This is a genomic window from Corynebacterium tuberculostearicum, from assembly GCF_030229345.1.
Classification (GTDB): Bacteria; Actinomycetota; Actinomycetes; order Mycobacteriales; family Mycobacteriaceae; genus Corynebacterium; species Corynebacterium tuberculostearicum_G.
In genome coordinates this window covers 44,675-70,052 of the sequence record NZ_JASPGP010000005.1, presented here as the reverse complement: position 1 = coordinate 70,052, position 25,378 = coordinate 44,675, and the positions used below count along the sequence as shown (strand labels likewise).

25 protein-coding genes and 2 tRNA genes are annotated in these 25,378 nt (G+C 59.4%); 14 read left to right on the top strand and 13 right to left on the bottom strand.

The genetic code is table 11. From position 1 onward, the window contains the following. Positions 1-154: 154 nt before the first annotated feature. The 5 genes from pepN (at position 155) to QP884_RS05070 (ending at position 5,921) form a co-directional block, all read left to right on the top strand. Positions 155-2,680: an aminopeptidase N gene (pepN, locus tag QP884_RS05090; protein WP_284821062.1), complete on the top strand. Its 2,526-nt coding sequence runs from the start codon at positions 155-157 to the stop codon at positions 2,678-2,680. A gap of 82 nt (positions 2,681-2,762) precedes the next feature. Continuing rightward, positions 2,763-3,311 (top strand): RNA polymerase sigma factor, encoded by a 549-nt coding sequence (locus QP884_RS05085; protein WP_005326023.1) that lies wholly within the window; start codon positions 2,763-2,765, stop codon positions 3,309-3,311. Positions 3,312-3,395: 84 nt separating this feature from the next. Next, a complete protein-coding gene (gene trxB / locus QP884_RS05080) occupies positions 3,396-4,322 on the top strand; it encodes a thioredoxin-disulfide reductase (RefSeq protein WP_284821061.1) in 927 nt (308 codons plus the stop codon). Positions 4,323-4,328: 6 nt separating this feature from the next. Next, positions 4,329-4,652 carry a thioredoxin gene (gene trxA / locus QP884_RS05075; protein WP_049359078.1) on the top strand — a complete coding sequence of 108 codons (324 nt, stop codon included), beginning with the start codon at positions 4,329-4,331 and terminating at the stop codon, positions 4,650-4,652. 87 nt (positions 4,653-4,739) lie between these two features. After that, positions 4,740-5,921, top strand: a complete 1,182-nt coding sequence (locus tag QP884_RS05070; RefSeq protein WP_250411833.1) for an N-acetylmuramoyl-L-alanine amidase — start codon at positions 4,740-4,742, stop codon at positions 5,919-5,921. 9 nt (positions 5,922-5,930) lie between these two features. On the opposite strand, the gene QP884_RS05065 is transcribed toward QP884_RS05070, so the two are convergent. The 8 genes from QP884_RS05065 to rpmH are packed head-to-tail and all read right to left on the bottom strand — an operon-like array spanning position 5,931 to position 10,817. Next, on the bottom strand, positions 5,931-6,509 hold the full coding sequence (locus QP884_RS05065; protein ID WP_284821059.1) for a hypothetical protein: 579 nt from the start codon (positions 6,507-6,509) through the stop codon (positions 5,931-5,933). Positions 6,510-6,518: 9 nt separating this feature from the next. Next, entirely contained in the window at positions 6,519-7,559 is a 1,041-nt protein-coding gene (locus QP884_RS05060; protein WP_005326890.1) for a ParB/RepB/Spo0J family partition protein, read from the bottom strand. Between the two features lie 6 nt (positions 7,560-7,565). Then, positions 7,566-8,414, bottom strand: coding sequence for a ParA family protein (locus QP884_RS05055; RefSeq protein ID WP_005326017.1), 849 nt, complete (start codon positions 8,412-8,414; stop codon positions 7,566-7,568). A gap of 10 nt (positions 8,415-8,424) precedes the next feature. Next, complete coding sequence (rsmG, locus tag QP884_RS05050) at positions 8,425-9,024, bottom strand: 16S rRNA (guanine(527)-N(7))-methyltransferase RsmG (protein ID WP_040425466.1); 600 nt, start codon at positions 9,022-9,024, stop codon at positions 8,425-8,427. 29 nt (positions 9,025-9,053) lie between these two features. Further along, positions 9,054-10,031 (bottom strand): membrane protein insertase YidC, encoded by a 978-nt coding sequence (gene yidC / locus QP884_RS05045; protein ID WP_284821057.1) that lies wholly within the window; start codon positions 10,029-10,031, stop codon positions 9,054-9,056. A gap of 13 nt (positions 10,032-10,044) precedes the next feature. Beyond that, positions 10,045-10,260, bottom strand: coding sequence for a membrane protein insertion efficiency factor YidD (gene yidD, locus QP884_RS05040; RefSeq protein WP_005326014.1), 216 nt, complete (start codon positions 10,258-10,260; stop codon positions 10,045-10,047). Positions 10,261-10,307: 47 nt separating this feature from the next. Beyond that, a complete protein-coding gene (gene rnpA / locus QP884_RS05035) occupies positions 10,308-10,670 on the bottom strand; it encodes a ribonuclease P protein component (protein WP_005326013.1) in 363 nt (120 codons plus the stop codon). A gap of 3 nt (positions 10,671-10,673) precedes the next feature. Beyond that, positions 10,674-10,817: a 50S ribosomal protein L34 gene (gene rpmH / locus QP884_RS05030; protein WP_003847033.1), complete on the bottom strand. Its 144-nt coding sequence runs from the start codon at positions 10,815-10,817 to the stop codon at positions 10,674-10,676. Positions 10,818-11,487: 670 nt separating this feature from the next. Here rpmH and dnaA point away from each other — a divergent pair. From dnaA to gyrB, 5 genes are all read left to right on the top strand, one after another. After that, positions 11,488-13,125 carry a chromosomal replication initiator protein DnaA gene (gene dnaA / locus QP884_RS05025; RefSeq protein WP_049378059.1) on the top strand — a complete coding sequence of 546 codons (1,638 nt, stop codon included), beginning with the start codon at positions 11,488-11,490 and terminating at the stop codon, positions 13,123-13,125. Positions 13,126-13,855: 730 nt separating this feature from the next. Beyond that, entirely contained in the window at positions 13,856-15,037 is a 1,182-nt protein-coding gene (gene dnaN, locus QP884_RS05020; RefSeq protein WP_179387173.1) for a DNA polymerase III subunit beta, read from the top strand. Next, on the top strand, positions 15,037-16,212 hold the full coding sequence (recF, locus tag QP884_RS05015; RefSeq protein ID WP_284821055.1) for a DNA replication/repair protein RecF: 1,176 nt from the start codon (positions 15,037-15,039) through the stop codon (positions 16,210-16,212). The genes dnaN and recF overlap by 1 nt, the downstream gene beginning before the upstream one ends. Then, a complete protein-coding gene (locus tag QP884_RS05010) occupies positions 16,205-16,774 on the top strand; it encodes a DciA family protein (RefSeq protein ID WP_150850217.1) in 570 nt (189 codons plus the stop codon). The genes recF and QP884_RS05010 overlap by 8 nt, the downstream gene beginning before the upstream one ends. A gap of 157 nt (positions 16,775-16,931) precedes the next feature. Next, on the top strand, positions 16,932-19,001 hold the full coding sequence (gene gyrB, locus QP884_RS05005) for a DNA topoisomerase (ATP-hydrolyzing) subunit B (protein WP_284821054.1): 2,070 nt from the start codon (positions 16,932-16,934) through the stop codon (positions 18,999-19,001). A 69-nt stretch (positions 19,002-19,070) separates the two neighbouring features. Here the strand turns inward: gyrB and QP884_RS05000 are convergent, their stop codons facing one another. The 5 genes from QP884_RS05000 to QP884_RS04980 are packed head-to-tail and all read right to left on the bottom strand — an operon-like array spanning position 19,071 to position 21,930. Continuing rightward, the gene (locus tag QP884_RS05000) at positions 19,071-20,546 is read right to left on the bottom strand and encodes an MFS transporter (protein WP_284821052.1); all 1,476 of its coding nucleotides are present in this window, start codon (positions 20,544-20,546) and stop codon (positions 19,071-19,073) included. A 42-nt stretch (positions 20,547-20,588) separates the two neighbouring features. Further along, positions 20,589-21,026, bottom strand: coding sequence for a DUF6918 family protein (locus QP884_RS04995; protein ID WP_250409437.1), 438 nt, complete (start codon positions 21,024-21,026; stop codon positions 20,589-20,591). A 20-nt stretch (positions 21,027-21,046) separates the two neighbouring features. Continuing rightward, positions 21,047-21,403 carry a hypothetical protein gene (locus QP884_RS04990; RefSeq protein WP_284821050.1) on the bottom strand — a complete coding sequence of 119 codons (357 nt, stop codon included), beginning with the start codon at positions 21,401-21,403 and terminating at the stop codon, positions 21,047-21,049. Positions 21,404-21,441: 38 nt separating this feature from the next. Further along, entirely contained in the window at positions 21,442-21,702 is a 261-nt protein-coding gene (locus tag QP884_RS04985) for a cell filamentation protein Fic (protein WP_284815545.1), read from the bottom strand. A gap of 6 nt (positions 21,703-21,708) precedes the next feature. Continuing rightward, positions 21,709-21,930 carry a CopG family transcriptional regulator gene (locus tag QP884_RS04980; protein WP_005325982.1) on the bottom strand — a complete coding sequence of 74 codons (222 nt, stop codon included), beginning with the start codon at positions 21,928-21,930 and terminating at the stop codon, positions 21,709-21,711. A gap of 79 nt (positions 21,931-22,009) precedes the next feature. Between QP884_RS04980 and gyrA the strand changes: the two genes are divergently transcribed. The 4 genes from gyrA (at position 22,010) to QP884_RS04960 (ending at position 25,225) form a co-directional block, all read left to right on the top strand. Beyond that, positions 22,010-24,562 carry a DNA gyrase subunit A gene (gene gyrA / locus QP884_RS04975; protein ID WP_179387180.1) on the top strand — a complete coding sequence of 851 codons (2,553 nt, stop codon included), beginning with the start codon at positions 22,010-22,012 and terminating at the stop codon, positions 24,560-24,562. A gap of 3 nt (positions 24,563-24,565) precedes the next feature. Beyond that, positions 24,566-24,904: a DUF3566 domain-containing protein gene (locus tag QP884_RS04970; RefSeq protein ID WP_049378050.1), complete on the top strand. Its 339-nt coding sequence runs from the start codon at positions 24,566-24,568 to the stop codon at positions 24,902-24,904. A gap of 162 nt (positions 24,905-25,066) precedes the next feature. Next, a tRNA-Ile gene (locus QP884_RS04965) sits at positions 25,067-25,143 on the top strand. 9 nt (positions 25,144-25,152) lie between these two features. Then, positions 25,153-25,225, top strand: a tRNA-Ala gene (locus tag QP884_RS04960). Positions 25,226-25,378: the final 153 nt, after the last annotated feature.

Genomic DNA, 25,378 nt, shown 5'->3' with positions numbered 1-25,378 from the left:
TGCGCCACATGAAGAGTATGGGACGGGCAAAAACTAATCCAACTGGTCCACAGCGGGGCTCCGAAACCTGCTGGGTAATTTGCCTCTAAAGGGCAGCGGGCTTAGGACCCCAACCCCGCACCCTACGTGACGGCGGTAACTATAGTTCCTAAGTATGACCGCACCACAAAATAAGACGCAGCACGAGTTGCTCCAAGAACGCGCAGCGGCGGTGGACCTGCGCGCCTATCACCTCCACCTCGATCTCTCGGAGGTACTCGATAGCCCCACCTACCGCGTGACTACCCGCCTCGAGCTCAGCAGCAGCGAACCAGAACTTTTCCTGGATTACCTGGGCGAATCCGTCGCGGAGGTCAAGGTCAATGGCACCCCGCAGGAGGTAGATTTTGATGGCAGCATCATCCGGCTGCACGGCCTGCCGGTAGGGGAGGAGCTCGCCATCGAGGTCACCGGCCACTCGCGCTATTCGCGCACCGGCCAGGGGCTGCATCGGATGCACGATCAGGCCGATGACGCGACCTACCTGTATTCGCACCTCGAGCCTTCCGACGCCCGCCGCATCTTCCCCTGCCTGGAGCAGCCGGATCTCAAGGCCGTCTTCCACGTGCGCATGACCGCACCGAAAAAGTGGCAGATCCTTTCCAACCAACCGGAAGTCGAACGCAGCGAGGAGGGCGATCTCGCCACCGTTACTTTTGCGCCAACCCCGCCGCTGTCGACGTACCTGACTTCTTTCGCCGCCGGCCCCTACCGGTACCAAGAGCGCACGTGGACCGCCCCGGATGGCAGCCACTCGGCACAGCTGCGCGCCTTTGCGCGCGCATCCATGTTTGAGCACCTGGACGAGGAAATCCTAGAACTTACCGCCCAAGGCATGGACTTTTTCCACCAGAACTTTGGCTATCCCTATCCGTGGGGCAAGTACGATTCCATCTTTGTACCCGAATACAACCTCGGCGCGATGGAAAATCCCGGCCTGGTGACGTTTACGGAGAACTACATCTTCCGCTCCCGCGCTACCCGCGCGCAGCACGCCGGCCGTGCAAATACCATCCTGCACGAGATGTCCCATATGTGGTTCGGCGATCTGGTCACTCCGCAGTGGTGGGATGACCTGTGGCTCAAGGAGTCCTTCGCGGAATTTATGGGCGCGGATTCTTCCGTGCACGGCACCGACTACACCGAGGCTTGGGCCAATTTTGCCGGCGCCCGCAAGAATTGGGCCTACCTGCAGGATCAGCTGCCCACCACGCACCCCATCAAGGCGGATATCCCGGACGTAGATGCCGCGCGCCAGAACTTCGATGGCATCACCTATGCCAAGGGCGCGGCGGTGCTCAAGCAGCTGGTGCACTACGTCGGCCACGGTAATTTCTACGCCGGTGCGCGCGACTACTTCCAGGAGCACGCCTTTGCCGCCGCCACCTTTGATGACCTCCTGCAGGCGCTCAAGAAGCACACGGACCGCGATCTTGATGCCTGGTCCCAAGCCTGGCTGCGCACCTGGGGCCCGGATACCCTCACTCCGGAGTTGCACACCGAGGGCGAGAAGATTGCAGAGCTGGCCATCATTGCAGACGCCGAGGACGTCACCCGCCCGCACCGCCTGACCGCCTCGCTCTTTGATGCGTCCCTGCACAAGTACCGCGAGATCGACATCGATCTCCCAGCCGGTGATGGCACCACCCGCACCATCATCGATGAGGCGGCCGGCCTTCCGGCTCCGGCATTGCTGCTGCTTAACGACGCCGACCATACCTACGCCAAGATCCGCTTCGACGAGGCCTCCCTAGACACAGCGGGCGAGCGCCTGACCGACATCGAGGATGAATTGACCCGCGCGGTGATCTGGACCGCCCTGTGGAACCTCACCCGCGATGGGGAAATGTCGGCGATTGACTATGTGGGGGTCGTCGTCAAGCACGAAGCCTACGAGACCAATACCACGCTGCTGGCTGCTGCCTGCGCCAATGCCAACTTTGCCAGTGCGCATTATGTTGCCGACGCCGACCGCGAGCAGGTCCGCACCGACTATGCCGAGGCAATCTGGGGCCACCTAGACGAGGCCGAACCAGCCTCGGATGCCCAGCTGGTGCTCGCTCGCGCCGCCATCCGCGCCCTCGCCGCAACGCCGGAGGAATCCGGCACCGAACGCCTTAAGGCCCTGCTTTCCGGTGACATTGCCGGCCTTCGCTTGGACCCCGAAATCCGCTGGTCGATCTTGCGCGCCCTCGCCGCTCGCAATGCCGTAACTCTGGCCGAGCTTGAAGAGGAAAAGCAGCGCGATAATACGCTGACCGGCGCTACCGAATTCCTCGGCGCCAGCCACGCCTTCCCCACGCCGGAGACCAAGCGCTCCGCATTCGATAAGGCGCTCACGCCCGGCGCATATTCCAATGCCGAGGTCGACGCACTGGTCGCCGGATTCAATGCCCCGCGCTCAGCTAGCCTGCAGGAGGCCTTTGCGGAGGAATTCTTCTCCCGCGTGGAAGACATCTGGGCCGCGCACCCGATTGAGATTGCCAACCGCCTCATCCGCGGCTTCTACCCAGAGTTGCCGATGGCCGATGCCGCCACTACGCGCCTGCTGCACCGGGAGCTGCCAGGAGCGCTGCGCCGCATCCTGTTGGAATGCCGCGATAACCTGCGGCGCACCCTGCGCGTGCGGGCTGGTCAATAGACTGTACCGCCTAGCGCTCGCGGCCTAGTTCCCCTCGGGTCACACTGTGTATAACAGTTGTTGATCCGGGGGGAATCTACATATGACGCTCAGTCATGACCGCAGTGACGAAGAACTAGTTGATGCTTTTATTGAGGGGGATAATAAGGCCTTTTCCACCATCGTGGAACGCCACCGCACGCGGCTGACCACGGTGGCGCGCCGCTACACCAGAAACGATCATGACGCCCAAGATGTGGTTCAGGAAGCCTTCCTGCGCGCCAGCTGCAACCTGCACTCCTATCGCCGCGAGTCCGCGCTATCGACCTGGCTGCACCGGCTGGTGAAAAACTCTGGCTATGACTACTTGAACCACCGCTCTAACAGGGAAAATGCTTCATTAGATGCGGAGGACTTTGACGACGATCGCAACCCGCTGCTCGCGCATAACCCTTCCGAAAACCTAGCGGAGCAGCTGGTGGTGCGAGAGGCAATGCAGCTGCTGCGGGAGGATCAGCGCGAGGCGCTGGTGCTTACCGACGTCGCCGGGTTCCGCGTCGGCGAAGTTGCCACCGCCCAAGGGGTAAAGCCCGGCACTATCAAATCCCGCCGCGCCCGAGCGAGGGAAGTCCTACGCGCGGCCATGGGGTGAGTTTGCTAATACCGACGTTTATCAGCGCGGCGGGTAGACTCAGGGCGTTACGCGAAACCACACTCTGATTTAAGGGAGTTAGCAATGACCGTCCACGATGTTGCCATCGTAGGTTCCGGCCCTGCCGGTTACACCGCCGCGCTGTACGCGGCACGCGCTGAGCTCAACCCGATCGTCTTCGAGGGCTTCGAGTACGGCGGCGAGCTTATGAATACCACCGAGGTAGAAAACTACCCCGGCTTCCAAAAGGGCATCATGGGCCCAGAGCTCATGGAAGAAATGCGCGCCCAGGCCATCCGCTTCGGTGCGGATCTCCGCATGGAGGTCGTTGACTCCGTAGAGCTAGAAGGCGATATTAAAAAGCTGCACGTGGGTGACGAGCTCTTTGAGGCTCGCACCGTTATCCTCGCCACCGGTGCCGCCCCGCGCCACCTTGGCGTTCCCGGTGAGGAAGAACTGTCTGGCCGCGGTGTATCCACCTGCGCTACCTGCGATGGCTTCTTCTTCAAGGGCCACAATATTGCCGTTATCGGCGGCGGCGACTCCGCCATGGAGGAAGCTACCTTCCTCACCAAGTTCGCGGACTCTGTCACCATTGTGAACCGCTCCGAGAACTTCCGCGCCTCCAAGATCATGCTGGAGCGCGCCCAGGCCAACGAAAAGATCAAGTGGGAGACCAATAAGGTCGTCGAAGAAGTTATTGAAGCCGATGGCAAGGTCGGCGGACTCAAGCTCAAGGACGTCACCAACGGCGAGACTTCCACCTTGGATGTCACTGCCATGTTCGTAGCAATTGGCCATGATCCGCGCTCTTCCTTCCTCACTGATCAGGTCAAGCTCAATGACAACGGCTATGTTGTAGTTGAACAACCCACCACCAAGACCTCCCTGCCAGGCGTTTTCGCCTGCGGTGACTTGGTAGATGACCACTACCAGCAGGCAATTACCGCGGCCGGCTCCGGTTGCCGCGCGGCAATTGATGCGGAACATTTCCTCGCAGAAAGCCGTTAATTCAGTATGAGCAACGTCAAGAAAGTAACCACTGATACGTTCCGTAAGGACGTCATCGAGTCCGATAAGCCCGTCGTCGTCGACTTCTGGGCCGAGTGGTGTGGCCCCTGCAAGAAGCTTTCCCCGATCCTGGAAGAGGTAGCGGAGGAGCTGGACGGCCAGGTCACCATCGCCAAGGTCAACGTCGATGAAGAGCGCAACCTAGGCGCCATGTTCCAGATCATGTCCATCCCAAATGTGCTGATTTTCAACCACGGCGAAAAGGTAGACGAATTTGTAGGTCTGCGTTCTAAAGATGACATCGTGGCGCAAGTGAAAAAGCAGCTTTAACTGTTAATCTAATTCCTATTAGATTAAGCGTGTAGAAATTCTGGAATGCGGCCCTAACTAAAGCGGGCTGTGAAAGGGGTATAAGGCGTGAATCGCGTTCTTCGAGTCGGCGATACAAGCGTGCGTGTAGCTGAGGCTCGCGCTACCTTGGCCCGTCTCGGCCTCTTGTCAGATTTCAAGGGGGAACTTTCTGCGTGGAAGAAGCAGAAGTACTCCGAGAGCGACAAGAGCTTTGATGCCAATTTGTCTGAGGTCCTCAAGGCCTTCCAGCAATCCCGCGGTATCGTGCCCACGGGCGAGATCGACGATCTCACCCTGCGCGAACTGCGCCAAGCCTCGTACACGCTCGGCAGCCGCGTACTTAGCTACGAGCCTGCGAATGAGCTGGTGGGTGACGATATCTCGCAGCTCCAGCAGCAGCTGCAGGAGCTCGGCTTCTACCAGCAACGGGTAGACGGCCACTTCGGTACCAATACCCACGCGGCGCTGAAGGAATATCAGCACAACTGCGGCCTGCAAGAAGATGGTGTGTGCGGCCCCGCCACCATCCGCGCCCTTGGGCTGCTTGGCCGCCGTATCACCGGCGGCTCCGCGCACAATATCCAAGAGCGTGAGCGCGTCCGCAACGCCGGCCCAAAGCTGGCGGGCAAGCGTGTTGTCATCGATCCCGCCTTGAGCGGCGGCGACGCCGGCCAGCTGGTCAAGGGTCGCTTCGGTGATATTTCCGAGCAGGAAATCCTGTGGGACCTCACCCAGCGCATTGAGGGGCGCATGATTGCCGCGGGCATGGAGACCATCATCTCCCGTCCCCGGACCTCCGATGCGGACGTGAAATCCCGCGCCGAGTTGGCCAATGCCTTCGATGCGGACATGGTCATTTCCCTAGCCTGCGATTCTTACCCCAATGAGAAGGCCAATGGCGTTGCCACCTTCTACTTCGGTTCCGAATCCGGCAACTCCTCTCTCATTGGTGAGACCCTTTCCGGTTTCATCCAGCGCGAGATTGTCGCGCGCACTGAGCTGCTGGACTGCGGCAACCACGGCCGCACCTGGGACCTGCTGCGCTTGACCCAGATGCCGGTCATCCAGATCGTACTGGGCTACCTGACCAACCCAGAGGACTTAAAGATCCTCACCAACCCGTCCTGCCGCGATGACATTGCGGAAGCGATCGTGATTGCCGTAAAGCGCATGTACCTCATGGAGCAGGACACCGCCGTAACCGGCACCTATAAGTTCTCCGAGCTGCTCCAGGCCGAACAGGCCTAGACCTAGTTCTTAGGCCAAGGCGCGGGCTAGGAGGTCTTCGGCCGCTGCCGCACTGAGCATATCGTGCTCTGGCGGCAGCTCGAGCCGCAAGCGGGGGAGTACTGGGTGATCTGCGGCTACCTCAAAGCCGGCGGAGCGCAAAGTCTCATAAGACATCAGCCCGATATAGGCCGGTTTGTGGCCCAAGAAATCCGCCGCTGCCGCTGGATCGCCGTAATAGCCAAAGGCCTCCACGGCGGTGCTGCCGCGGTTGGTGAGGTGCATAATGGCGGCGTCGACAAGCACTGCTTCAATGCCACGCCCCATTAAATGTGCCTTAACGAAGAGCGAGGTAATGATCTCCGCATCGTTTGAAACGGGGGCGGTGGGAAGCTTGGCGGCGCCGGCAGCATCCTCGCGGGAGCAAAAGAGAATGGTGGCGTCCTCGCCCACGGTAAAGCCGCACTGACCAAAGGAGAGCAGGGTAGTGGCCAGCCACGCTTCCTTTTCAAAGGCGGGATCGACCACGGAGGCCTCCAGCTCCCAAAAGGTGCTGCGCGCGGCCTGGCGGTGAATGCGCGTGCCTTCGCGTACCGGCTCGAGGATCATCGCCCCGGTTTAGTGCTGGCCCTCAATGAGCGCCATGATGCGCTCGAAATCTTCTTGGTCGCCGAATTCCACGACCATCTTGCCCTTGCGCTTGCCCATGGTCACGGTGACCTTGGTATCGAAACGATCAGACAGGCGCTCAGCGGAATCGGTAAAGTACTGCGGCTGCGGTGCCGGCTGCTTCTTCTTGGATTCGGCCGGCTTACCATCGCGTTTGTAGAGGGTGACTGCCTCCTCGGTGGCGCGTACGGACAGGCCCTCCGCGATGATGCGGTTGGCAATGTATTCCATGGCCTCGGTGTCATCCAAGGACAATAGGGCACGCGCGTGGCCGGCAGATAAGGTACCAGCAGCTACGCGCTTTTGTACCTCTACCGGCAGCTTGAGCAGGCGCAACATATTGGTCACCTGTGGGCGCGAACGGCCAATGCGGTCCGCCAGCTCGTTCTGGGTAACACCGAATTCTTCCAGCAGCTGCTGGTAGGCGTGCGCCTCTTCCAAGGGGTTGAGCTGTACGCGGTGGATGTTCTCCAGCAGGGCATCGCGCAGCAGGTTGTCATCCTTGGTATCGCGCACGATGGCCGGAATCGTGGCCAGGCCCGCCTTGGAGGAAGCGCGCCAACGACGCTCACCCATGATGAGCTCAAAGCCGCCTTCCTCGGAAGGACGAACGACCACAGGCTGCAACAGGCCAAACTCGCGGATCGAGTGGACGAGCTCGCCGAGTTCATCCTCGTCGAAGACCGTGCGCGGCTGCTTCGGGTTGGGGATGATATCCCCAATGGAAATCTCGCGGTAGGTCGCACCGATAGGAGCCGGGGTGGCCTGGCGCTTCTTGGAGGACTTAGAGCCAGAACCCTGCTGAATGGTGGGAGCACCCTTTACGCGCTTGCCTTCACCACCCTTCCGGCCCGGCTGCGGGGTGGAATTACCCAAAATAATATCCGCGGCGGAATCGCCCAAGCGCGGCTTGCGGGTAGGAGCATCAGGACCGGACGGGATGAGTGCGGCTAGGCCTTTGCCAAGGCCACCTTGCTTCTGTTCTGCCATGAGTTCCTATCCTTCCAATTCCGCGTAAATCTCTGGGCTCACGCCAATCGCCCCGGTGGTCGGGTGCGGGCGATAATCGCCACGCCGGTCAAGCTCGCGCGCGGCCGCAAGGTAGGCGCGGGCACCGGTGGACGAGGGAGCGTAATCAATAACCGTAGTACCGTACCCCGGTGCCTCGGAAACGCGCACGGAGCGCGGGATAACATTGGCCAGCACCACGGCGCCAAACTGTTCGCGGACGTTATCTGCCACGTCCTCGGCCAAGCGCGTGCGGGCGTCATACATGGTCAGCAACACGGCGGAAATATGCAGATCCTCGTTGAGGTGCTCGCGAATCATGGAGATATTGCCCAGCAGCTGGCCCACGCCCTCCAGGGCGTAATACTCGCATTGAATCGGGATGATGACCTCTTCAGCGCACGTCATGGCGTTGATGGTGAGCAAACCCAGTGATGGCGGGCAATCAATGAAGACATATTCAAAGCCGTGCTCTTCAAGGAAGCCATTATGTAGGGCGTCGTACAGCCGAAATTCACGGCGTACCAAGGAGACCATTTCAATCTCCGCGCCGGCCAGATCAATGGTGGCGGGGATGCAAAAGAGGTTCTCGTTGTGCGAGGAGGGCTGCATGGCCTTCTCGGCGGTGCAGTCTCCTAGGAGCACCTCATAGCTGGAATCGGTGCCGGAATTATGTTCCGCGCCCATGGCCGTGGAGGCGTTTCCCTGCGGGTCAAGATCGATCACCAGCACTTTTTTGCCCTCTGTGGCTAGCGCTGCGGCCAAGTTGGCGGCGGAGGTGGTTTTGCCTACGCCGCCTTTCTGGTTAGCAATGGTGATAAGGCGCGGATTAGTCATGCCGTCTACTTTAGTTCACGCGCGGGACACGAATGATCGTGGTTCCCTCGATGGTGCTGACCTCGGCCTTTCCACCGCCGGCCTTCTTAATGTCGGCGGCATCGCGTTCCAGTTCCTCGTGTACAGAAGAACCCTTCAGTGCGATCATCTCACCGCCCTTGCGTACGAGCGGCAGCGACCACTTCGCCAGCTTGCCCAGGGGTGCGACGGCGCGGGAGGTGACCACGTCTGCTCCCGCCACGGCCTTTTTAATCGGGCCCTCCTCGGCACGGCCACGCAGGACCGTCACGTTGTCTAGGCCCAGCTCTTCTACCACCTCGTTGAGGTAGTTATAGCGCTTGAGCAGCGGCTCGATCAGAGTGATCTGCAGGTCCGGGCGCGCAATGGCCAGCGGAATGCCGGGCAGCCCGGCACCCGAGCCGACGTCGATAACCGTGGCACCCTCCGGGATTGCCTGCTTGACGACGGCACAGTTAATAATGTGCCTGTCCCACAGGCGTGGCACCTCACGAGGGCCTATAAAACCACGAGTGGACCCGTCTGTAGCGAGCGAATCATGGTAAGCCTGCGCGAGGGGCAAGCGGGAGCCGAATACTACTGACGGGTCCATCTCGGACACGATGGGGTTCTCCTCCGTGTTTATTTGTTTTTGCGCTGTTTCTTGGTGCGGTTGTCCTTCTTGCGGGCACCCGGCTTAGGCGCGGAAGTGCGCTTGGCCTCTACCTTAGCGGCTTCCTCTTCTTCTTCCTCGCGGTCCATCTTGGCATAGACGATGCGGGTTTGGAAGAAGGTCCAGACCGTATTGGCCATCATGTAGAACAGCAAACCAATCGGCCAGATGGAGCCGGAGAAGACCAGCATGGCCGGCATGACCCACAGCATCATCTTGGACATCATGGCCATTTGCTGTTGCATCATTTCCGCGTTCTGACCCTGCGGCGCTTGGGTCTTGCCAGCAGCACGGCGCTTTTCCTGGCGGTTCAGGCTCATGCGGGCGTTGAAGTGCGTCATAACCGCAATGATGGCGATCATCGGAACGATGATGACGGCTGCCTGGGTGGTGGTTACGCCCTCCACAATCGGCGAGTTCAAGCGCAGGTTGGTCACCAGCGGAACATCAAAGATCTTGGCATCCAAGAACTGCTGAACCAGTTCCGGCTTAAAGATGTAGTTCGCGGTATTGGCGTTATCCTCAATGGACATTGGGTCGCCACTGGGATGGCCAATGCCACCGGCTACCGCGACGGTGCGGTCGAAGGAGCGTAGCACGTGGAACAAACCAACGAACATTGGAATCTGCACGAAGACTGGCAGGCAGCCGGCCATCGGACGAACGCCGGACTCCTTGTAGACCTTCTGCATTTCCTGCGCGGCCTTGGTTTGGTCATTGCCGTACTTCGCGCGGATTTCCTGCACCTTAGGCTGGATTTCCTGCATCTTGCGCGAGGAACGAATCTGGCTGATGGTCGGCTTGACCATCAGTGCCTTAAGCGTCCAGGTCAGCAGCACAATGGCCAGAATCCAGGTAATGCCCCAGGCAGGGTCCATTACGAGGGACAGCAGCCAGTGCCAGAACCACAAAACGGCCGAAATTGGCCAGTAAATGAAATTAAGCACGAGTGTTTAATCCTCAATTGTTGTTGGTACCCGGGACCGGATCGAATCCGCCCGGATGCCAGGGGCCGCATTTGCAGACCCTAGCTATTGCCATCGCCGTACCCTTGATTGCGCCGTGTTGAGACAGCGCCTCTAGGGCATAAGCACTGCATGTCGGCTCAAACCGACAGGTCGATACCATCTTAAGGCCAGAGACATGTTTTTGGTAGAAACGAACCACTTTGACCATTGGTTTGGCCAATCCTCTGGCTGGGGGAATTTCCTCCCCGCGGGAATTTAGATATCCCATTGCTTGCGCAGTGCTTTGGCAAGATCTTTTTCTAATTGCTCACTGCTAGCAGTGGCGCTGGCGGGCAAGGCACGGATGACAACGTCCACGCTGGCGGGCAGCTTGGGGATGAATGTCATGCACACATGGCGAAGCCGCCGGGAGGTGCGGTGGCGAACCACTGCATTCCCGACGGCTTTAGAAACAATCAGCCCGAATCGCGGCCCAGTGGCGGCGATATCGGCTGCCTTGTCCGTACCTGCGTTGTCGCGCGCATGCACGACGACCGTACGAGTGCCCGCCCGGCGACTGCCCTTCATCGTGCGCCGAAATTGCGTCGGCGACGTGAGCTTGTGCTGGGCTGGAAGCATAACTTATGCAGTCAGCTTTGCGCGGCCCTTCTTGCGACGAGCTGCAACAATGGCGCGACCTGCACGGGTGCTCATGCGGGTGCGGAAGCCGTGCTTGCGAGCACGACGACGGTTGTTCGGCTGGAACGTGCGCTTACCCTTTGCCACGTTAATTCTCCTTGAAGTTGTGCGTAGGCACACCACCGCGATGCAGCGGCACGCCCACTGATGAATAGATTCCATGAACCTGACGCATCACAGTCTCTCCGGTGCACGGCTAGCCGACGGGCCCAGCCAGTGCGAGGTGACGCTGTCACTTTCACGCGCAACTCTTTGTTGCAATAGACCATGCCAGATTACGTGATTTCTGCCGCTGGAAACAAATCGACACCCGGGTACACCCGAAATTACATAAATGTTTTTTCCTGCAGCTAGAGGGCCAGATTCTGCGCTCTTACTGCACCTAATCCACCACACCGCGAGGCCCACCCCAACCCACACCCGGGTGGTGAATTTTTCTCGCTAGACACACCCGCCGTTTCGGCGGTAGAACAGAAGAATCAAATTCCACAGCCCAACCGGTCATGTGGATAACTCTAAATCAACGCTTGAGACTTTTGTAGTTTCCGCAGCATAAGGCCATAAACTGACCAATGAAGAGTTATCCACAGTCATGAACTAAGCTGTGAATAACTATTTCATCCACACCTGTGGATAACTCTGTGGAGATCGAGGTGACTCGATAAAAACCGATGTGAAAACCACAGTGGAATCCGCGGTGAAAATTGTTATTCAATGTCCACCCGTCCCCGACTAAATTCCACAAAGGTAGCCTGTTGTGACTGACCCACAAGCGAACCTGCATGCCGTTTGGCGCGCGGTCGTTGATGACCTGCTCGCACAATCCGAGCAACCCAATTCCGAGGTCCCCAGTTTTTCGCACTCGCAGCGCCTTTACCTCCAGCTGGTTCGTCCCATCATGATGGTTGAGGGCTACACCCTCGTTGCCGCAGAGAACCTGGATGCCAAAAATGTGGTCGAAAATGAGTTGGGCGAGCACATTGCCAAGGCACTAACCCGCCACCTCGGCCGGCCGTGTTCCTTTGCGGTTACCCTTGCCACCCCGCAAGAGCCACAGCCGCCGGCTGCGGACCCTGCACCACAGGCAACTCCCCCTCAACAACAGCAGCCTCCGCAAGCGCAACCGCCGCAGAACACGGAATCTACCCAGAACTACATTCCGCGCCCGCAGCAAACGGATGCCGCTGCACAGCAGGCCCCTTCCCAGAACAATTGGCAGTCGAGTCACGCCCCTGCAAGCCTGGATGAGCTGGCCCAGCACTATAACCAACAGCAGGCAGAATCCGCGGGAAATTTCTCCGGTGCCGCCACCAATTCCGCCCGCATCCCGCGTGAGGCCCCGGCGCACGATCCCAACCGTGAGACTTCCCTCAATCCGAAGCACACCTTCGATAGCTTCGTGATCGGTTCTTCGAATCGTTTTGCCAATGGTGCCGCCGTGGCTGTGGCCGAGAATCCCGCCCGTGCGTACAACCCACTATTTATCTGGGGTGGCTCTGGTCTGGGCAAAACGCACCTTTTGCATGCCGCCGGCAATTACGCCCAGGTACTGCATCCGGGTCTGCGCGTGAAGTATGTGTCTTCAGAAGAATTCACGAATGACTATATTAATTCCCTGCGCGATGACCGTCAGGAATCCTTCAAGCGGCGCTACCGCAATCTCGACATTCTGATGGTCGATGACATCCAGTTCTTGGAGGGCAAGGAATCCACCCAGGAAGAGTTCTTCCATACTTTCAATGCGCTGCATCAAGCCAATAAGCAGATCATTTTGTCTTCGGACCGCCCACCGAAGCAGCTAACCACGCTGGAAGATCGCCTCCGCACCCGCTTTGAAGGCGGTCTTATCACCGATATTCAGCCGCCAGATCTAGAAACGCGTATCGCGATTTTGATGAAGAAGGCAGCTAATGACGGCACCGAAGTGGATCGCTCCGTGCTTGAGCTCATTGCCTCACGTTTTGAGTCATCTATTCGTGAGCTCGAGGGCGCACTGATCCGCGTTTCGGCCTATTCCTCCTTGGTGAATGAGCCGATCAACGTGGAGATGGCAGAAATCGCGTTGCGTGATTTGGCCCCAGATTCCGCCGATAGGCAAATCACCGCTACCTCGATCATGGAGGTCACCGCAGAATTCTTCGATATTGACGTAGAAACTCTGCGCGGTGCGGGCAAGAAGCGTGCGGTGGCGCATGCGCGCCAGTTGGCTATGTATCTGTGCCGCGAACTGACCGAGCTATCCCTTCCCAAGATTGGTGAACAGTTCGGCGGCAAGGACCACACCACCGTCATTTATGCGGATCGCAAGATCCGCAAAGAGATGACTGAAAAGCGCAATACCTACGACGAGATCCAGGCGCTTACCCAGCGCATCAAGAATCGCGGTCGCGCCTAGATCTCGCCACCTTTTCTACAGCGCCTTCCTTATATAAAGGAGGGCGCTTTTGTCTGTCCTTTGTCACTTCGCGCATTCTGTTCGCGCTACTTAAAGGTGGAACCAAACTACAAGATCCGAGATCCTTAGCCGAGAGACCGAAACTTGGAACAAAACCGTCCACCCAGCCGCCCACACACTTGTAATTCCACAGAGAACCCGGAAAATACTCTGAAAGTAATCGATTAGCTGCGAAAAGAGTTATCCACAGCGTTATTCACACTTGTGTAATTCCATCTTTGTAATTCATAGATCTTACTCACAGTTTTAAATTCCACAGGCTCTATGCTGGGAGAACTGCCCTGTGATCAGCGCTGTGTGTAGATCGGTGATCAAATGACAAAACCTGTGGATAAAACGGTGATCCCGTTAGTTGTCCACAATTCGCCCCGATTGATCACAGCAAGATCACAAGAATTGGCACACCCCGGATCTGTGTCCTGAACTTGTCATTTCCCTAGTTACCCACAGATCCCACAGCGCTTATTACTACTACTAAATTATTTCTCTGATCTGTATAGAAGAAAGAGGGTGTGTGGAATTCGGCCCGGCCTGCCTTGGGCCAGGCGCCTATCGGGCGGGCAAAGATGGAATTACACGTTGTGGCGCACCGCGCCCGATGCGGTAAGTTGGAAGCCAGTCTTTTGTAAGTAACAAATTTCCTACTTGCCTCAGAGGAGCTCTTCGCACCATGGATGAAGCCGTGTCATTTCGCGTTGCCAAAGATGACCTTGCCAACGCCGTAGCGTGGGTTGCTCGCAGCCTGCCGTCCAAGGTCACCCAGCCCGTGCTCCGAGCGATGCTGATCACTGCGGATGACAATGGTCTTGAGTTCACTGGCTTCGATTACGAGGTTTCCACCCGCGTCCGCATCGCCGGCATGGTGGATGAACCCGGACAGATCGCGGTAGCCGGCAAGCTCCTCTCTGACATCGTCGCTTCCCTTCCCAACAAGGAAGTGGAGATCTCCCAGGTAGATTCCAAGGCCTTGGTTACTTGTGGTTCTTCCCGCTTTGAGCTGCCACTGATTCCACTGGATGATTACCCGCAGCTTCCGGTCCTGCCGGAGGTTACCGGCACCATCCAGCCGCAGCTATTCGTCGAGGCCATCCACCAGGTCGCCGCCGCGGCCGGCAAGGATGACACCCTGCCCATGCTCACCGGTGTGCACATGGATATCCGTGGCAAGGACATTGAGATGACGGCAACGGACCGCTTCCGCCTGGCCATGCGCACCTTGGAATGGGAGCCGAAGTCGCCGGATGTAGAAGCGAAACTCTTGGTGCCTGCGAAGACCCTGCAGGAAACCGGTCGTTCCTTGGATCCGCACCTAAATATCCCAGTGGAAATCGCTGTGGGAACCGATGACAATATTGGTGCCGATGGCCTCTTTGGCCTGCACGCGGATAATCGCGAGACCACCACGCGCATGCTGGATGCGGACTTCCCTAATGTGCAACCCCTGCTGCCGAAGAGCCACACCAATATTGCCTCCATTGAGGTCGCCCCGCTGCAGGAAGCAATTCGCCGCGTGTCTTTGCTGACGGATCGCAACGCGCAGATTCGGATGGAATTCGCCGATGGCCAGGTAACCCTTTCCGCCGGTGCGGATGCTGGTAACGCCACCGAGACCCTGCCGTGCGCTTTCCATGGCCGCGATGAATTCCTCATCGCCTTCAATCCGGGCTACCTTAAGGATGGCTTGGGCGTTATCAATACCGACCGCGTGGTCTTCGGCTTTACCGAGCCTTCCCGCCCAGCCATCATGATCCCAGAACCGGAAGAGCTGCCTGAGGCCGATGAAGATGGCAACTTCCCCACGCCGGAGACCAACTTCACCTACTTGCTCATGCCGGTTCGCCTGCCGGGCTAATGTACGTCAGGGATCTCGATGTTCGGGATTTTCGCTCGTGGCCCGAACTTAATGTGCAGCTAGGGCCGGGGATCACCCTTTTTGTCGGGCGCAATGGCTTTGGCAAGACCAATATCGTCGAGGCCATTGGCTATACCGCCCACCTATCTTCCCACCGCGTTTCACACGATGCACCGCTGGTGCGTCAGGGCGCGGACAGCGCGCGGGTATCCATTACCGCGGTGAACCAAGGTCGCGAGCTTACTACCCATTTGCTGGTTAAGCCCCACGCGGCCAACCAAGCACAGATTAATCGCACCCGCCTGCGCAGCCCTCGTGAGTTGCTGGGCGTGGTAAAAACTGTGCTCTTTTCCCCGGAGGACTTGGCCCTGGTGCGCGGGGAGCCGGCCGGGCGCCGCGCCTACCTCGATAGCATCATTGCTTCGCGGACTCCGCGCCTAGCGGGCGTGAAGGCCGACTACGACAAGGTGCTCAAGCAACGCAATGCCCTGCTGAAATCGGCCTCCGCCAGCCTGCGCCGCGGTTATTCCGATAGCGATGGCGCCGCCGCATTGGCCACCTTGGATACCTGGGATGCGCAGCTTGCCCGGCTCGGCGCCCAGGTGATCGCCGCACGCCTTGCGCTTGTCGACGCCCTGTTGGACCACATCCCCGCCGCCTATTCCGGCCTGGCACCAGAATCGCGGCCGGCGCACGTGGAGTATAAGTCCACGATCGATACCTCTGATCGCGACGTACTCGAAGCGGTTATGCTCACCGAGTTGGCCGCCGCCCGGCAGCGCGAGATCGAACGCGGCATTTCCCTGGTGGGCCCGCACCGCGATGATCTGGTGCTCAACCTGGGTGATCAGCCGGCCAAGGGCTTTGCCAGCCACGGCGAGACGTGGTCCTATGCCATCGCGCTGCGCCTGGCGGAATTCAACCTCCTGCGCCAGGAGGGAGGCTCGGATCCGGTGCTCATCTTGGACGATGTCTTTGCCGAGCTCGACGCCAAGCGCCGCAAGCAGCTGGTCCACTTGGCCGCCGAGGCCGAACAGGTGCTCATCACCGCGGCCGTAGATGAGGATTTGCCCGGAAATTTGGAACCCATCGTGCGCTACCGCGTGAGCGTAGAAGATACCGAGACCGGCCGCATTTCCAAGCTCAGCGCCGAGGAAGGTGAGGGGAATGAGTGAGGATCAAGGGGGCGTCGGCAAGCAGCGCATCGATCCCGTCACCCAGTACTTCAAGCTGGTTCGGTCCACCTCCAAGAACCCGCCGAAGCTGACCCGCCCGGTGCCGAAGATGCCGGTGCCTTCGCTGGAGAAGGCGCAAAAGCAAGGGTATATGGGTTATCAACGGGGCTTGCCCACTGGCCCGGATGGCAGGAAGAAGCGGCGCACCCTGGCCGTGCCGAGCTTGGGATCCCAAATTAACCGCGAGGTGGTCAACCGTGGGTGGGAGCATGACCTGGCCAATGGTTGGGTGATGGGCAATTGGGAGCATCTGGTGGGCGAGCGCATTGCCGCGCATACGCAGCCGCAGCGGATCAAGGACAAGATTGTCTATGTATCCTGTGATAACTCCACGTGGGCAACGGAGCTGCGCTACCTGCAGCGGCAAATCCTGCGGAAAATCTCTGACCGCCTGGGCCCGGATGTCATTGTGGAACTGCGGATTCACGGGCCGAAGCAAAGACGCAATTATGAGGGGCGGCAGTGGGTCAAACCGCAAGGATCACAAGATACCTACGGCTAATAGGCTGAGGTTTACTCAGACCTGCACAATGTAAATAACCTCAGAGAGCGCCAGATTCCTATCTCTCACGGGTGTGGGGTGTCTTTCAGTAGGGGGTATCCGTGTAGAATAGTCAAGGTCTTAGAATTAGCTATAGCCAAAAGGAGAGCACGAATCCGTGGCTGAAGAACACGCATATGATGCCGGGTCAATTACGATCCTGGAGGGCCTCGAGGCCGTCCGTAAGCGCCCCGGCATGTACATTGGTTCGACCGGTTCGCGCGGCCTGCACCACCTCATTTGGGAGATCGTTGATAACTCCGTCGATGAGGCCATGGCCGGTTACGCCGATAAGGTTACCGTCAAGCTGCTGGAAGATGGCGGCGTCGAGGTCATCGATAATGGCCGTGGCATTCCGGTAGAAATGCACGCCTCTGGTGCACCTACCGTCCAGGTGGTCATGACCCAGCTGCACGCCGGCGGTAAGTTCGACTCCGACTCCTACGCCGTTTCTGGCGGCCTGCACGGTGTCGGTATTTCCGTGGTGAACGCGCTTTCTACCCGCGTGGAGGCGGAGATCAAGCGCGACGGCAAGCACTGGTACCAAAACTTCCAGAACGCCATCCCGGATGATCTGGTTGAGGGCGGCAATGCCCGCGGCACGGGCACCAAGATCCGCTTCTGGGCGGACCCGGAAGTTTTTGAAACCACCGAGTACGATTACGACACCATTGCCCGCCGCCTGCAGGAAATGGCCTTCCTGAATAAGGGCCTGAGCATTGAGCTCATTGATGAGCGCGTCACCGAAGAACAGATCGAGCTGGAAGAAATCGCCGATGCAGAATCGGGCGAGACCAGCGCGGATGAGACGTCCTTCGATGACGCCCCGGACGCCGGCGATACCTTTAATGAAGAATCCGACGAGGCGAAGGACGCTGCGGCAGATAAGAAGCGCCGCAAGAAGGTCACCTTCCACTACCCGGATGGCTTGACCGACTACGTCAAGTACCTCAATAAGTCCAAGACCGCGATCCACCCGACCATCGTTTCCTTCGATGCGAAGGGCGAGGATCACGAGGTCGAGGTAGCGCTGCAGTGGAACCAGGGCTATAAGCAGTCCGTTCACACCTTTGCCAATACCATCAACACCCACGAGGGCGGCACGCACGAAGAGGGCTTCCGTGCGGCCCTGACCTCCCTGATGAACCGCTACGCCAAGGAGCATAAGCTCCTCAAGGAAAAGGACGGCAACCTCTCCGGCGATGACTGCCGCGAAGGCTTGGCGGCTGTTATTTCCGTCAAGGTGGGCGATCCGCAGTTCGAGGGCCAGACCAAGACCAAGCTGGGTAATTCCGAGATCAAGGGCTTTGTCCAGCGCGCGGTCAACGAGCACGTCAATGACTGGTTCGATGCCAACCCGGCAGAGGCCAAGGCCATCATCAATAAGGCTGTTTCCTCCGCGCATGCTCGCATGGCTGCCCGCAAGGCTCGTGAGATGGTGCGCCGCAAGTCCGCCACCGACCTCGGCGGCCTGCCAGGCAAGCTTGCAGATTGCCGCTCGAAGGACCCGAAGATTTCCGAGCTCTACATCGTGGAGGGCGACTCCGCAGGCGGCTCCGCTAAGGGCGGCCGCGATTCCATGTTCCAGGCCATCCTGCCGCTGCGCGGCAAGATCCTGAATGTGGAGAAGGCCCGCATGGATAAGGTGCTCAAGAATGCCGAGGTCCAGGCGATTATTACCGCGCTGGGTACCGGCATTCACGAGGAATTCGATATCAAGAAGCTGCGCTACGACAAGATCGTGCTTATGGCCGATGCCGACGTTGACGGTCAGCACATTGCCACGCTGCTTCTGACTTTGCTCTTCCGCTTTATGCCGCAGTTGGTTGAGGACGGCCACGTGTTCTTGGCTAACCCGCCGCTGTACAAGCTCAAGTGGTCTAAGGGTACTCCGGGCTATGCTTTTTCCGACGCCGAGCGCGATAAGCTGCTGGCCGAGGGCCTGGAGCAGAACCGCAAGATCAATAAGGATGACGGCATCCAGCGTTACAAGGGTCTGGGCGAGATGAACGCCGCAGAGCTGTGGGAGACCACGCTGGACCCGAGCACCCGCATCCTGCGCCGTGTGGATCTGGAAGACGCGCAGCGTGCCGATGAGCTCTTCTCCATCCTCATGGGTGATGACGTCTCGGCTCGCCGCTCCTTCATCACCCGCCGCGCGAAGGACGTTCGCTTCCTGGATATCTAAAGCGCAGCATGAAGCCCACCGTGGAACTACCGCGGTGGGCTTTAATTGTGGCGTCGGAAAGCGCTGGGCCTAGGTCTGGGAGCTGCGCTGATCCGCTATGGCGAATCCTAGGGAAGCGAGGCACATGGCGAGGATGACGCCGAAGCCGGCAATGATGGACAGCGGCCAGTCCGCGCTTGTGCTGTGCAAGGTGGCAAAAACGATGGCCGTAATAATGGCAAGCCCAATGGCCGTACCGATGCGCTGGCCGGTCTGAAGGACGGCGCCGGACGATCCGGCGTAGGCCTGTGGAACATGCGCCAAGGTGAGCGTTTGGTTGGGGGAGATGACCGAGCCTTGGCCGCCGCCAACAAGGGCCAGCGAAAGGACCATCCACCATTCGCTAGCGCCCCATTGCTCGGTGGCCCAGATAAGCGCGATGGTGGCAATGAGGCCGGAGATGGTCACGAGCATGCCCAGCACCACGACTTTGCGGCCGTGGACGGATACGGACCGGCCGGCCAGTGTGGCAGATATGGAGCTCAACAAGGCAGCCGGAATGCCTACGGAGCCGGCAGCCAGGGCGGAGTGTCCGAGCCCGCTTTGGAAGTAGAGCGCCACGAGCACCCAAATGCTGGTAATACCCATAAACCACAAGGTGGCGATGATGGTGCCATTGCGAAAACTCGGGGTGGCGAAGATAGTGAGATCCACCATCGGCGGATGGCCGGTGGCCTTGTGGCGGCGCTCCCACAGCACCCATCCCACAAGGAGGACGGCGCCGAGCAGCAGGAGCCACCACACGGCCGGGGAAGCGGACGATTCCATGAAGGGGAAGAGGATGGCCCACACTGCAGCGCCGAGAATCACCGCACCGATGGGATCTAGGGTGGCGAGGGCCTTGAAGATGCCCAGCTTATTGCCATTTTCATCGCGCACGCGGGAAAACAGCGGCCGTGGAAACCACAGCAATCCTAAGATGATGGCAATAAGGCCGATGGGGAAATTGACCAGCATGGTCAGCCGCCAGCCTAGGTCGGCGCCGCCGAGGCGAATGAGCAGGCCGCCCAGTACCGGTCCGATGGCCACGGCGATGCCCACCGTGGAACCGAAGTAGCCGAAGGCGCGGGCGCGCTCCGGAGCGCGGAAGTACTGCTGGATCATTCCTACGCCCTGCGGATTGAGCAGCCCAGCGCCTATGCCTTGGATAAAGCGGGCGGCGTTGAGTGCTTCCGCGTTGGGGGCAAAGCCGGCGACCGCAGCACTGATGGAATAAATAGCAATGCCCGCTAGAAAGATGCCGCCGCGGCCGAAGAGATCTCCGGCGCGGCCGGCCGCCACAAGGATGACACCAAAGGTGAGCGCATAGCCGGAGAGCACCCATTGCACATCGGATTCAGAGGCTCCCAGGCCCGATTGAATCGAGGGCAGGGCTACGTTCACGATCGACACGCTCAGCAGGGACATGAAGAGTGCCGTGAGCAAAACGATAAGTACCCGCCAGCGGGCGGGATCCTGGCCGGCGGGGTACTCGGTTTGGTTAGCTGCGGAAGTAGTCACTTCCACACTTATACTCTGCGGTTTGTTCTAGGTTCAACCGCGCGGAAATTACATGTGTTTTTGCAGCACGCGGCCGAAATCCGGCACCGCAGGGGTGAGGAATTTCGAGGCCTTACCGCGCAAGGAGTTATAGGGCTTAGACAGCGCGGGGGAGTTAATCTGCTCGGCGTGCTTATCGGCCACCGACATGATGGAATCGCTCACCTGGGTGCTGCGGGGCTCCAGGAAGGAACCGAAATCCTGCTCGGAGGTTTCCGAAAATTCCTGCCAGTGCGGATCCAGGGCATCGAGGATATCCGGCAGCACGCGGCCTAGGGCCTTGGTGATGATGGCGGAGTCGACCTTCTTCGCGGCGGCGACGGCGCCCTTGAGCGCCATGCCGGTAATGCCCGATTGCTTGGCGACGACCCCCTCAACCAGCTCGCCGCAATCGCTAATCACCGCAGTGCGCTGCGGACCTGACATAAGTTCAGAAAGATGTGCCATGCTGCACCACCTTACGCGAGTTAGGCGGGCTGGCCCGGCAGGCTAGGGAGGTTGGCCTGAATGGCAGCAATCTGATCGGCGATCTGGTACAAGCCAGCATCGCGCGCGGCCTTTTCCAGATCCACGTTAGGGGAGTACAGGGCAACGGCGCTGGCCAGCGCGGTGACACCGGCGGCCGCTGCGGCGATAATCAGGGTGAGGTCCAGCTGGGAAGAACCGGTAGAGGAACCACCGGCCTCGCCCGGCTGAAAGTCCGGATTTACCGTTTCTTCCCACGAAGCGGCATCGGCTGCGGTGGCGGTAGGAGCAGTGACGGCGGTGGCAGCTAGCGCCACGGCGGTCAGGCTCGAGGCGGCGATCTTTTTGAAGCGGGACATGGTGGTAGTTCCTTTCTTGGGTCACTATCCCCAGTAACTTAGGTAACTTCTTTAACACTAAGGTAGACGCGCGCGCTGAACTTTGCGAACTCTGCGTTATACCCGCTCAACGCCGGCACGCGGGCTAATACCTCGGTTATGGCGCGGGCGGCATCGCGGTGGTTGTCGTGAATGGCTATTCCCTCCACCTTGGCGGTGCTGGCCGCCGCCGCGGCCGCAAGAGCGGCGAAGTTGGTGATGCGGAGGTTAAAGCGAGCGCAAAACTCGCGGGCCAAGAGGTAGAGCTGTTCAGTAGTCATGCGTGCCTAAGACTGTGCGGGCCGGGCACGGCGGATTTCCGCCTCCAGCTCAGCGCGGCCGGGGAGGAGGGCGCGGGCGGTGGACTGCACGTGGGCGTCGGCAAGCGTGCGGGCTGCGGCCGCAACGATGGCGCGCACCACCGCCTCGTGCTTGGAGGTGCCCTGCGCGGAGGCCAGTAGCGTGAGCGCGTGATCCTGTTCGTCCGTAAGTCGCAATGTCATTGCCATGCCTTAAGTGATACCACGGTGATACCACCCGTGCGGCAATTCGAGTCCTGAAAGGCGCTAGAGGGTAGAATTTGGGGTTATGAGTGACAATAACGACGATCTTTTTGATCGCATATTTCCCATTGACATTAATGAGGAGATGGAGTCGAGCTACATCGACTACGCCATGTCCGTCATTGTCGGCCGCGCCCTGCCGGAGGTGCGCGATGGCCTGAAGCCGGTGCACCGCCGTATCCTCTACGCGATGTTCGATTCCGGTTACCGCCCGGAGCGCGGCTACGTGAAGTCCGCCCGTCCGGTCTCGGATACCATGGGTCAGTTCCACCCGCACGGTGACTCCGCTATTTATGACACCTTGGTGCGTCTGGCCCAGTCCTGGAACATGCGCTATCCGCTGGTGGATGGCCAGGGTAACTTCGGCTCCCGCGGTAACGATGGCCCGGCAGCAATGCGTTATACGGAGTGCAAGCTCACCCCGTTGGCCATGGAGATGGTGCGTGATATCCGCGAGAACACCGTGGACTTCTCGCCCAACTACGATGGCAAGACCAGCGAGCCAGACGTCCTGCCGTCCCGCGTTCCGAACCTGCTCATGAACGGTTCTGGCGGCATTGCCGTGGGTATGGCCACCAATATTCCGCCGCATAACCTCAACGAGCTGGCCGAGGCCATCTACTGGATGCTGGATAACCCAGACGCCGATGAAGAGGCTGCGCTGGAAGCCTGCATGGAACGCGTCAAGGGCCCGGATTTCCCCACCGCTGGCCTCATTGTGGGCGATCAGGGCATCAAGGATGCCTACACCACCGGCCGCGGCTCCATCCGCATGCGCGGTGTGACCTCCATCGAGGAGTCTGGATCCCGCCAAACTATCGTGATTACCGAGCTGCCGTTCCAGGTCAACCCGGATAACCTCATCTCCAATATCGCGGAGTCCGTGGCCAGCGGCAAGATTGCGGGCATTTCCAAGATTGAGGATGAGTCCTCCGACCGCGTGGGCATGCGCATCGTGGTCACCCTTAAGCGCGACGCTGTGGCGCGTGTGGTGCTCAATAACCTCTACAAGCACTCCCAGCTGCAGACCTCCTTCGGTGCCAACATGCTCTCCATTGTTGACGGCGTGCCGCGCACCCTCCGCCTGGATCAGATGCTGCGCTACTACGTGGAGCACCAGATCGAGGTCATCGTTCGCCGTACCCAGTACCGCTTGAACGAGGCCGAGAAGCGCGCCCACATCTTGCGCGGCTTGGTCAAGGCCCTGGACATGCTGGATGAGGTCATCGCCCTTATCCGCCGTTCTCCCACCGTGGACGAGGCGCGCGAAGGCTTGAAGGAGCTTCTCGACGTCGACGATATTCAGGCCGATGCCATCCTGGCTATGCAGCTGCGCAAGCTGGCTGCCTTGGAGCGCCAGAAGATCATCGACGAGTTGGCCGAGATCGAGCTCGAGATTGCTGACCTGAAGGATATCCTCGCCCGCGAGGAGCGCCAGCGCCAGATTGTCCACGATGAGCTGGCAGAGATCGTCGATAAGTATGGCGATGAACGCCGTACCGAAATTATTCCGGCGACCGGCGATGTCACCGATGAGGACCTCATCGCCCGCGAGAACGTCGTGGTCACCATTACCTCTACCGGCTACGCTAAGCGCACCAAGGTGGATTCCTATAAGGCGCAAAAGCGCGGCGGCAAGGGCGTGCGCGGCGCTGAGCTCAAGCAGGACGATATTGTGAAGAACTTCTTCGTCTGCTCCACGCACGACTGGATCTTGTTCTTTACCAACTTCGGCCGGGTTTACCGCCTCAAGGCCTATGAGCTGCCAGAGGGCGGTCGCGCCGCACGCGGCCAGCACGTGGCTAACCTGCTGGAATTCCAGCCGGAAGAAAAGATCGCGCAGGTCATCCAGATCCAGTCCTACGAGGACGCTCCTTACCTGGTCCTCGCCACCCAGCAGGGCCGCGTAAAGAAGTCCCGCCTGACCGATTATGAGTCCGCGCGTTCCGCTGGCCTTATTGCCATCAACCTCAACGAGGGCGATGCGCTCATCGGCGCACAGCTCGTCTCTGAGGGCGATGACATCCTGCTTACCTCCGAGCAGGGCCAGGCTATCCGCTTTACTGCCGACGACGACCAGTTGCGCCCCATGGGCCGCGCTACCGCCGGTGTGAAGGGCATGCGCTTCCGCGGCGATGACCAGCTGCTATCTATGTCCGTGGTCCACGATGGCGAGTTCCTTTTGGTAGCCACCTCTGGCGGCTACGGCAAGCGCACCGCCATTGAGGAATACACCCCGCAGGGCCGCGGTGGCTTGGGTGTTATGACCTTCAAGTACACCCCGAAGCGCGGCAAGCTCATCGGCGCCATCTCCGTCGATGAGGACGACGAGATCTTCGCCATCACCTCCGCCGGCGGCGTCATCCGCACCGAGGTGGACCAGATTCGTCCGTCCTCCCGTGCGACCATGGGTGTGCGCTTGGTGAACCTGGCCGACGACGTCGAACTGCTTGCCATCGACCGCAACGTCGAAGAAGATGGTGAGGAAGACGCTCAGGCTGTAGCCAAGGGCGAAAAGACCGTGGATGAGGTCCAGCAGGAGCACAAGGCTGGCGATGCTTCCAAGGATGAGGAGTAATTAATGGCACGACGAGACGTAACGATTACGCGAATCTCGCCCACCTCCGCGTTCCGCGTTGGTCTGGCTTTGTCACTCGTCGGACTCATCGCCTGGATGCTGGCCGTATGCCTGCTCTACATCGGCCTGAACCAGGTGGGCATCTGGGAATCGCTCAATAGCCTCGTCGGCGGCGTGGGCGGCGGATTCGAGGTCACCTTCGGTGTCATTATCTCCGCCTCCGCGCTCATCGGCGTTATTTTCGCCGTTCTCCTTACGTTGCTGGCACCACTGATGGCGGTTATTTACAACGCCATCGTGGACGTCTTTGGCGGCCTGCGGGTCGACCTAGACAACCGCTAGCGCCTCTCTTGCGTTTGAAGATGCCGGTACCTTCGGGTGCCGGCATTTTTCTTTCTTCCGTGCGAATCTTCCCCTTCTTGTCACCGGCTAGAAATATCTGTTGAGCAGGCGATTTGTGTAAATCCGGGGATAGTATGTAGAGTTAATTCTCGTTCCGCACAAGGGCCTATAGCTCAGTCGGTTAGAGCGCATCGCTGATAACGATGAGGTCGCTGGTTCGATTCCAGCTAGGCCCACCACGGAACAATGGGGCATTAGCTCAATTGGTAGAGCATCTGCTTTGCAAGCAGAAGGTCAGGAGTTCGATTCTCCTATGCTCCACAGCATGAAGTCCGGCTTCCTCTTTGGAGGGCCGGACTTTTTCATTTCCGCACTCGTGTCTAAACGTCCGGACAAGTGTCACAATGGTGGGGAATCGGCCGCGATCGCAACTTTCGTCCATACAAACCGCGGTTTTCGTCGACGGTTTTGCTG

Excerpts from the sequence above, each read along its gene's own strand:
- pepN (WP_284821062.1), top strand. The coding sequence starts at position 155 with ATGACCGCACCACAAAATAAGACGCAGCACGAGTTGCTCCAAGAACGC.
- QP884_RS05085 (WP_005326023.1), top strand. The coding sequence starts at position 2,763 with ATGACGCTCAGTCATGACCGCAGTGACGAAGAACTAGTTGATGCTTTT.
- trxB (WP_284821061.1), top strand. The coding sequence starts at position 3,396 with ATGACCGTCCACGATGTTGCCATCGTAGGTTCCGGCCCTGCCGGTTAC.
- trxA (WP_049359078.1), top strand. The coding sequence starts at position 4,329 with ATGAGCAACGTCAAGAAAGTAACCACTGATACGTTCCGTAAGGACGTC.
- QP884_RS05065 (WP_284821059.1), bottom strand. The coding sequence starts at position 6,509 with ATGATCCTCGAGCCGGTACGCGAAGGCACGCGCATTCACCGCCAGGCC.
- QP884_RS05060 (WP_005326890.1), bottom strand. The coding sequence starts at position 7,559 with ATGGCAGAACAGAAGCAAGGTGGCCTTGGCAAAGGCCTAGCCGCACTC.
- QP884_RS05055 (WP_005326017.1), bottom strand. The coding sequence starts at position 8,414 with ATGACTAATCCGCGCCTTATCACCATTGCTAACCAGAAAGGCGGCGTA.
- rsmG (WP_040425466.1), bottom strand. The coding sequence starts at position 9,024 with ATGGACCCGTCAGTAGTATTCGGCTCCCGCTTGCCCCTCGCGCAGGCT.
- yidD (WP_005326014.1), bottom strand. The coding sequence starts at position 10,260 with ATGGTCAAAGTGGTTCGTTTCTACCAAAAACATGTCTCTGGCCTTAAG.
- rnpA (WP_005326013.1), bottom strand. The coding sequence starts at position 10,670 with ATGCTTCCAGCCCAGCACAAGCTCACGTCGCCGACGCAATTTCGGCGC.
- dnaN (WP_179387173.1), top strand. The coding sequence starts at position 13,856 with ATGGATGAAGCCGTGTCATTTCGCGTTGCCAAAGATGACCTTGCCAAC.
- recF (WP_284821055.1), top strand. The coding sequence starts at position 15,037 with ATGTACGTCAGGGATCTCGATGTTCGGGATTTTCGCTCGTGGCCCGAA.
- QP884_RS05010 (WP_150850217.1), top strand. The coding sequence starts at position 16,205 with ATGAGTGAGGATCAAGGGGGCGTCGGCAAGCAGCGCATCGATCCCGTC.
- QP884_RS04995 (WP_250409437.1), bottom strand. The coding sequence starts at position 21,026 with ATGGCACATCTTTCTGAACTTATGTCAGGTCCGCAGCGCACTGCGGTG.
- QP884_RS04990 (WP_284821050.1), bottom strand. The coding sequence starts at position 21,403 with ATGTCCCGCTTCAAAAAGATCGCCGCCTCGAGCCTGACCGCCGTGGCG.
- QP884_RS04985 (WP_284815545.1), bottom strand. The coding sequence starts at position 21,702 with ATGACTACTGAACAGCTCTACCTCTTGGCCCGCGAGTTTTGCGCTCGC.
- QP884_RS04980 (WP_005325982.1), bottom strand. The coding sequence starts at position 21,930 with ATGGCAATGACATTGCGACTTACGGACGAACAGGATCACGCGCTCACG.
- gyrA (WP_179387180.1), top strand. The coding sequence starts at position 22,010 with ATGAGTGACAATAACGACGATCTTTTTGATCGCATATTTCCCATTGAC.
- QP884_RS04970 (WP_049378050.1), top strand. The coding sequence starts at position 24,566 with ATGGCACGACGAGACGTAACGATTACGCGAATCTCGCCCACCTCCGCG.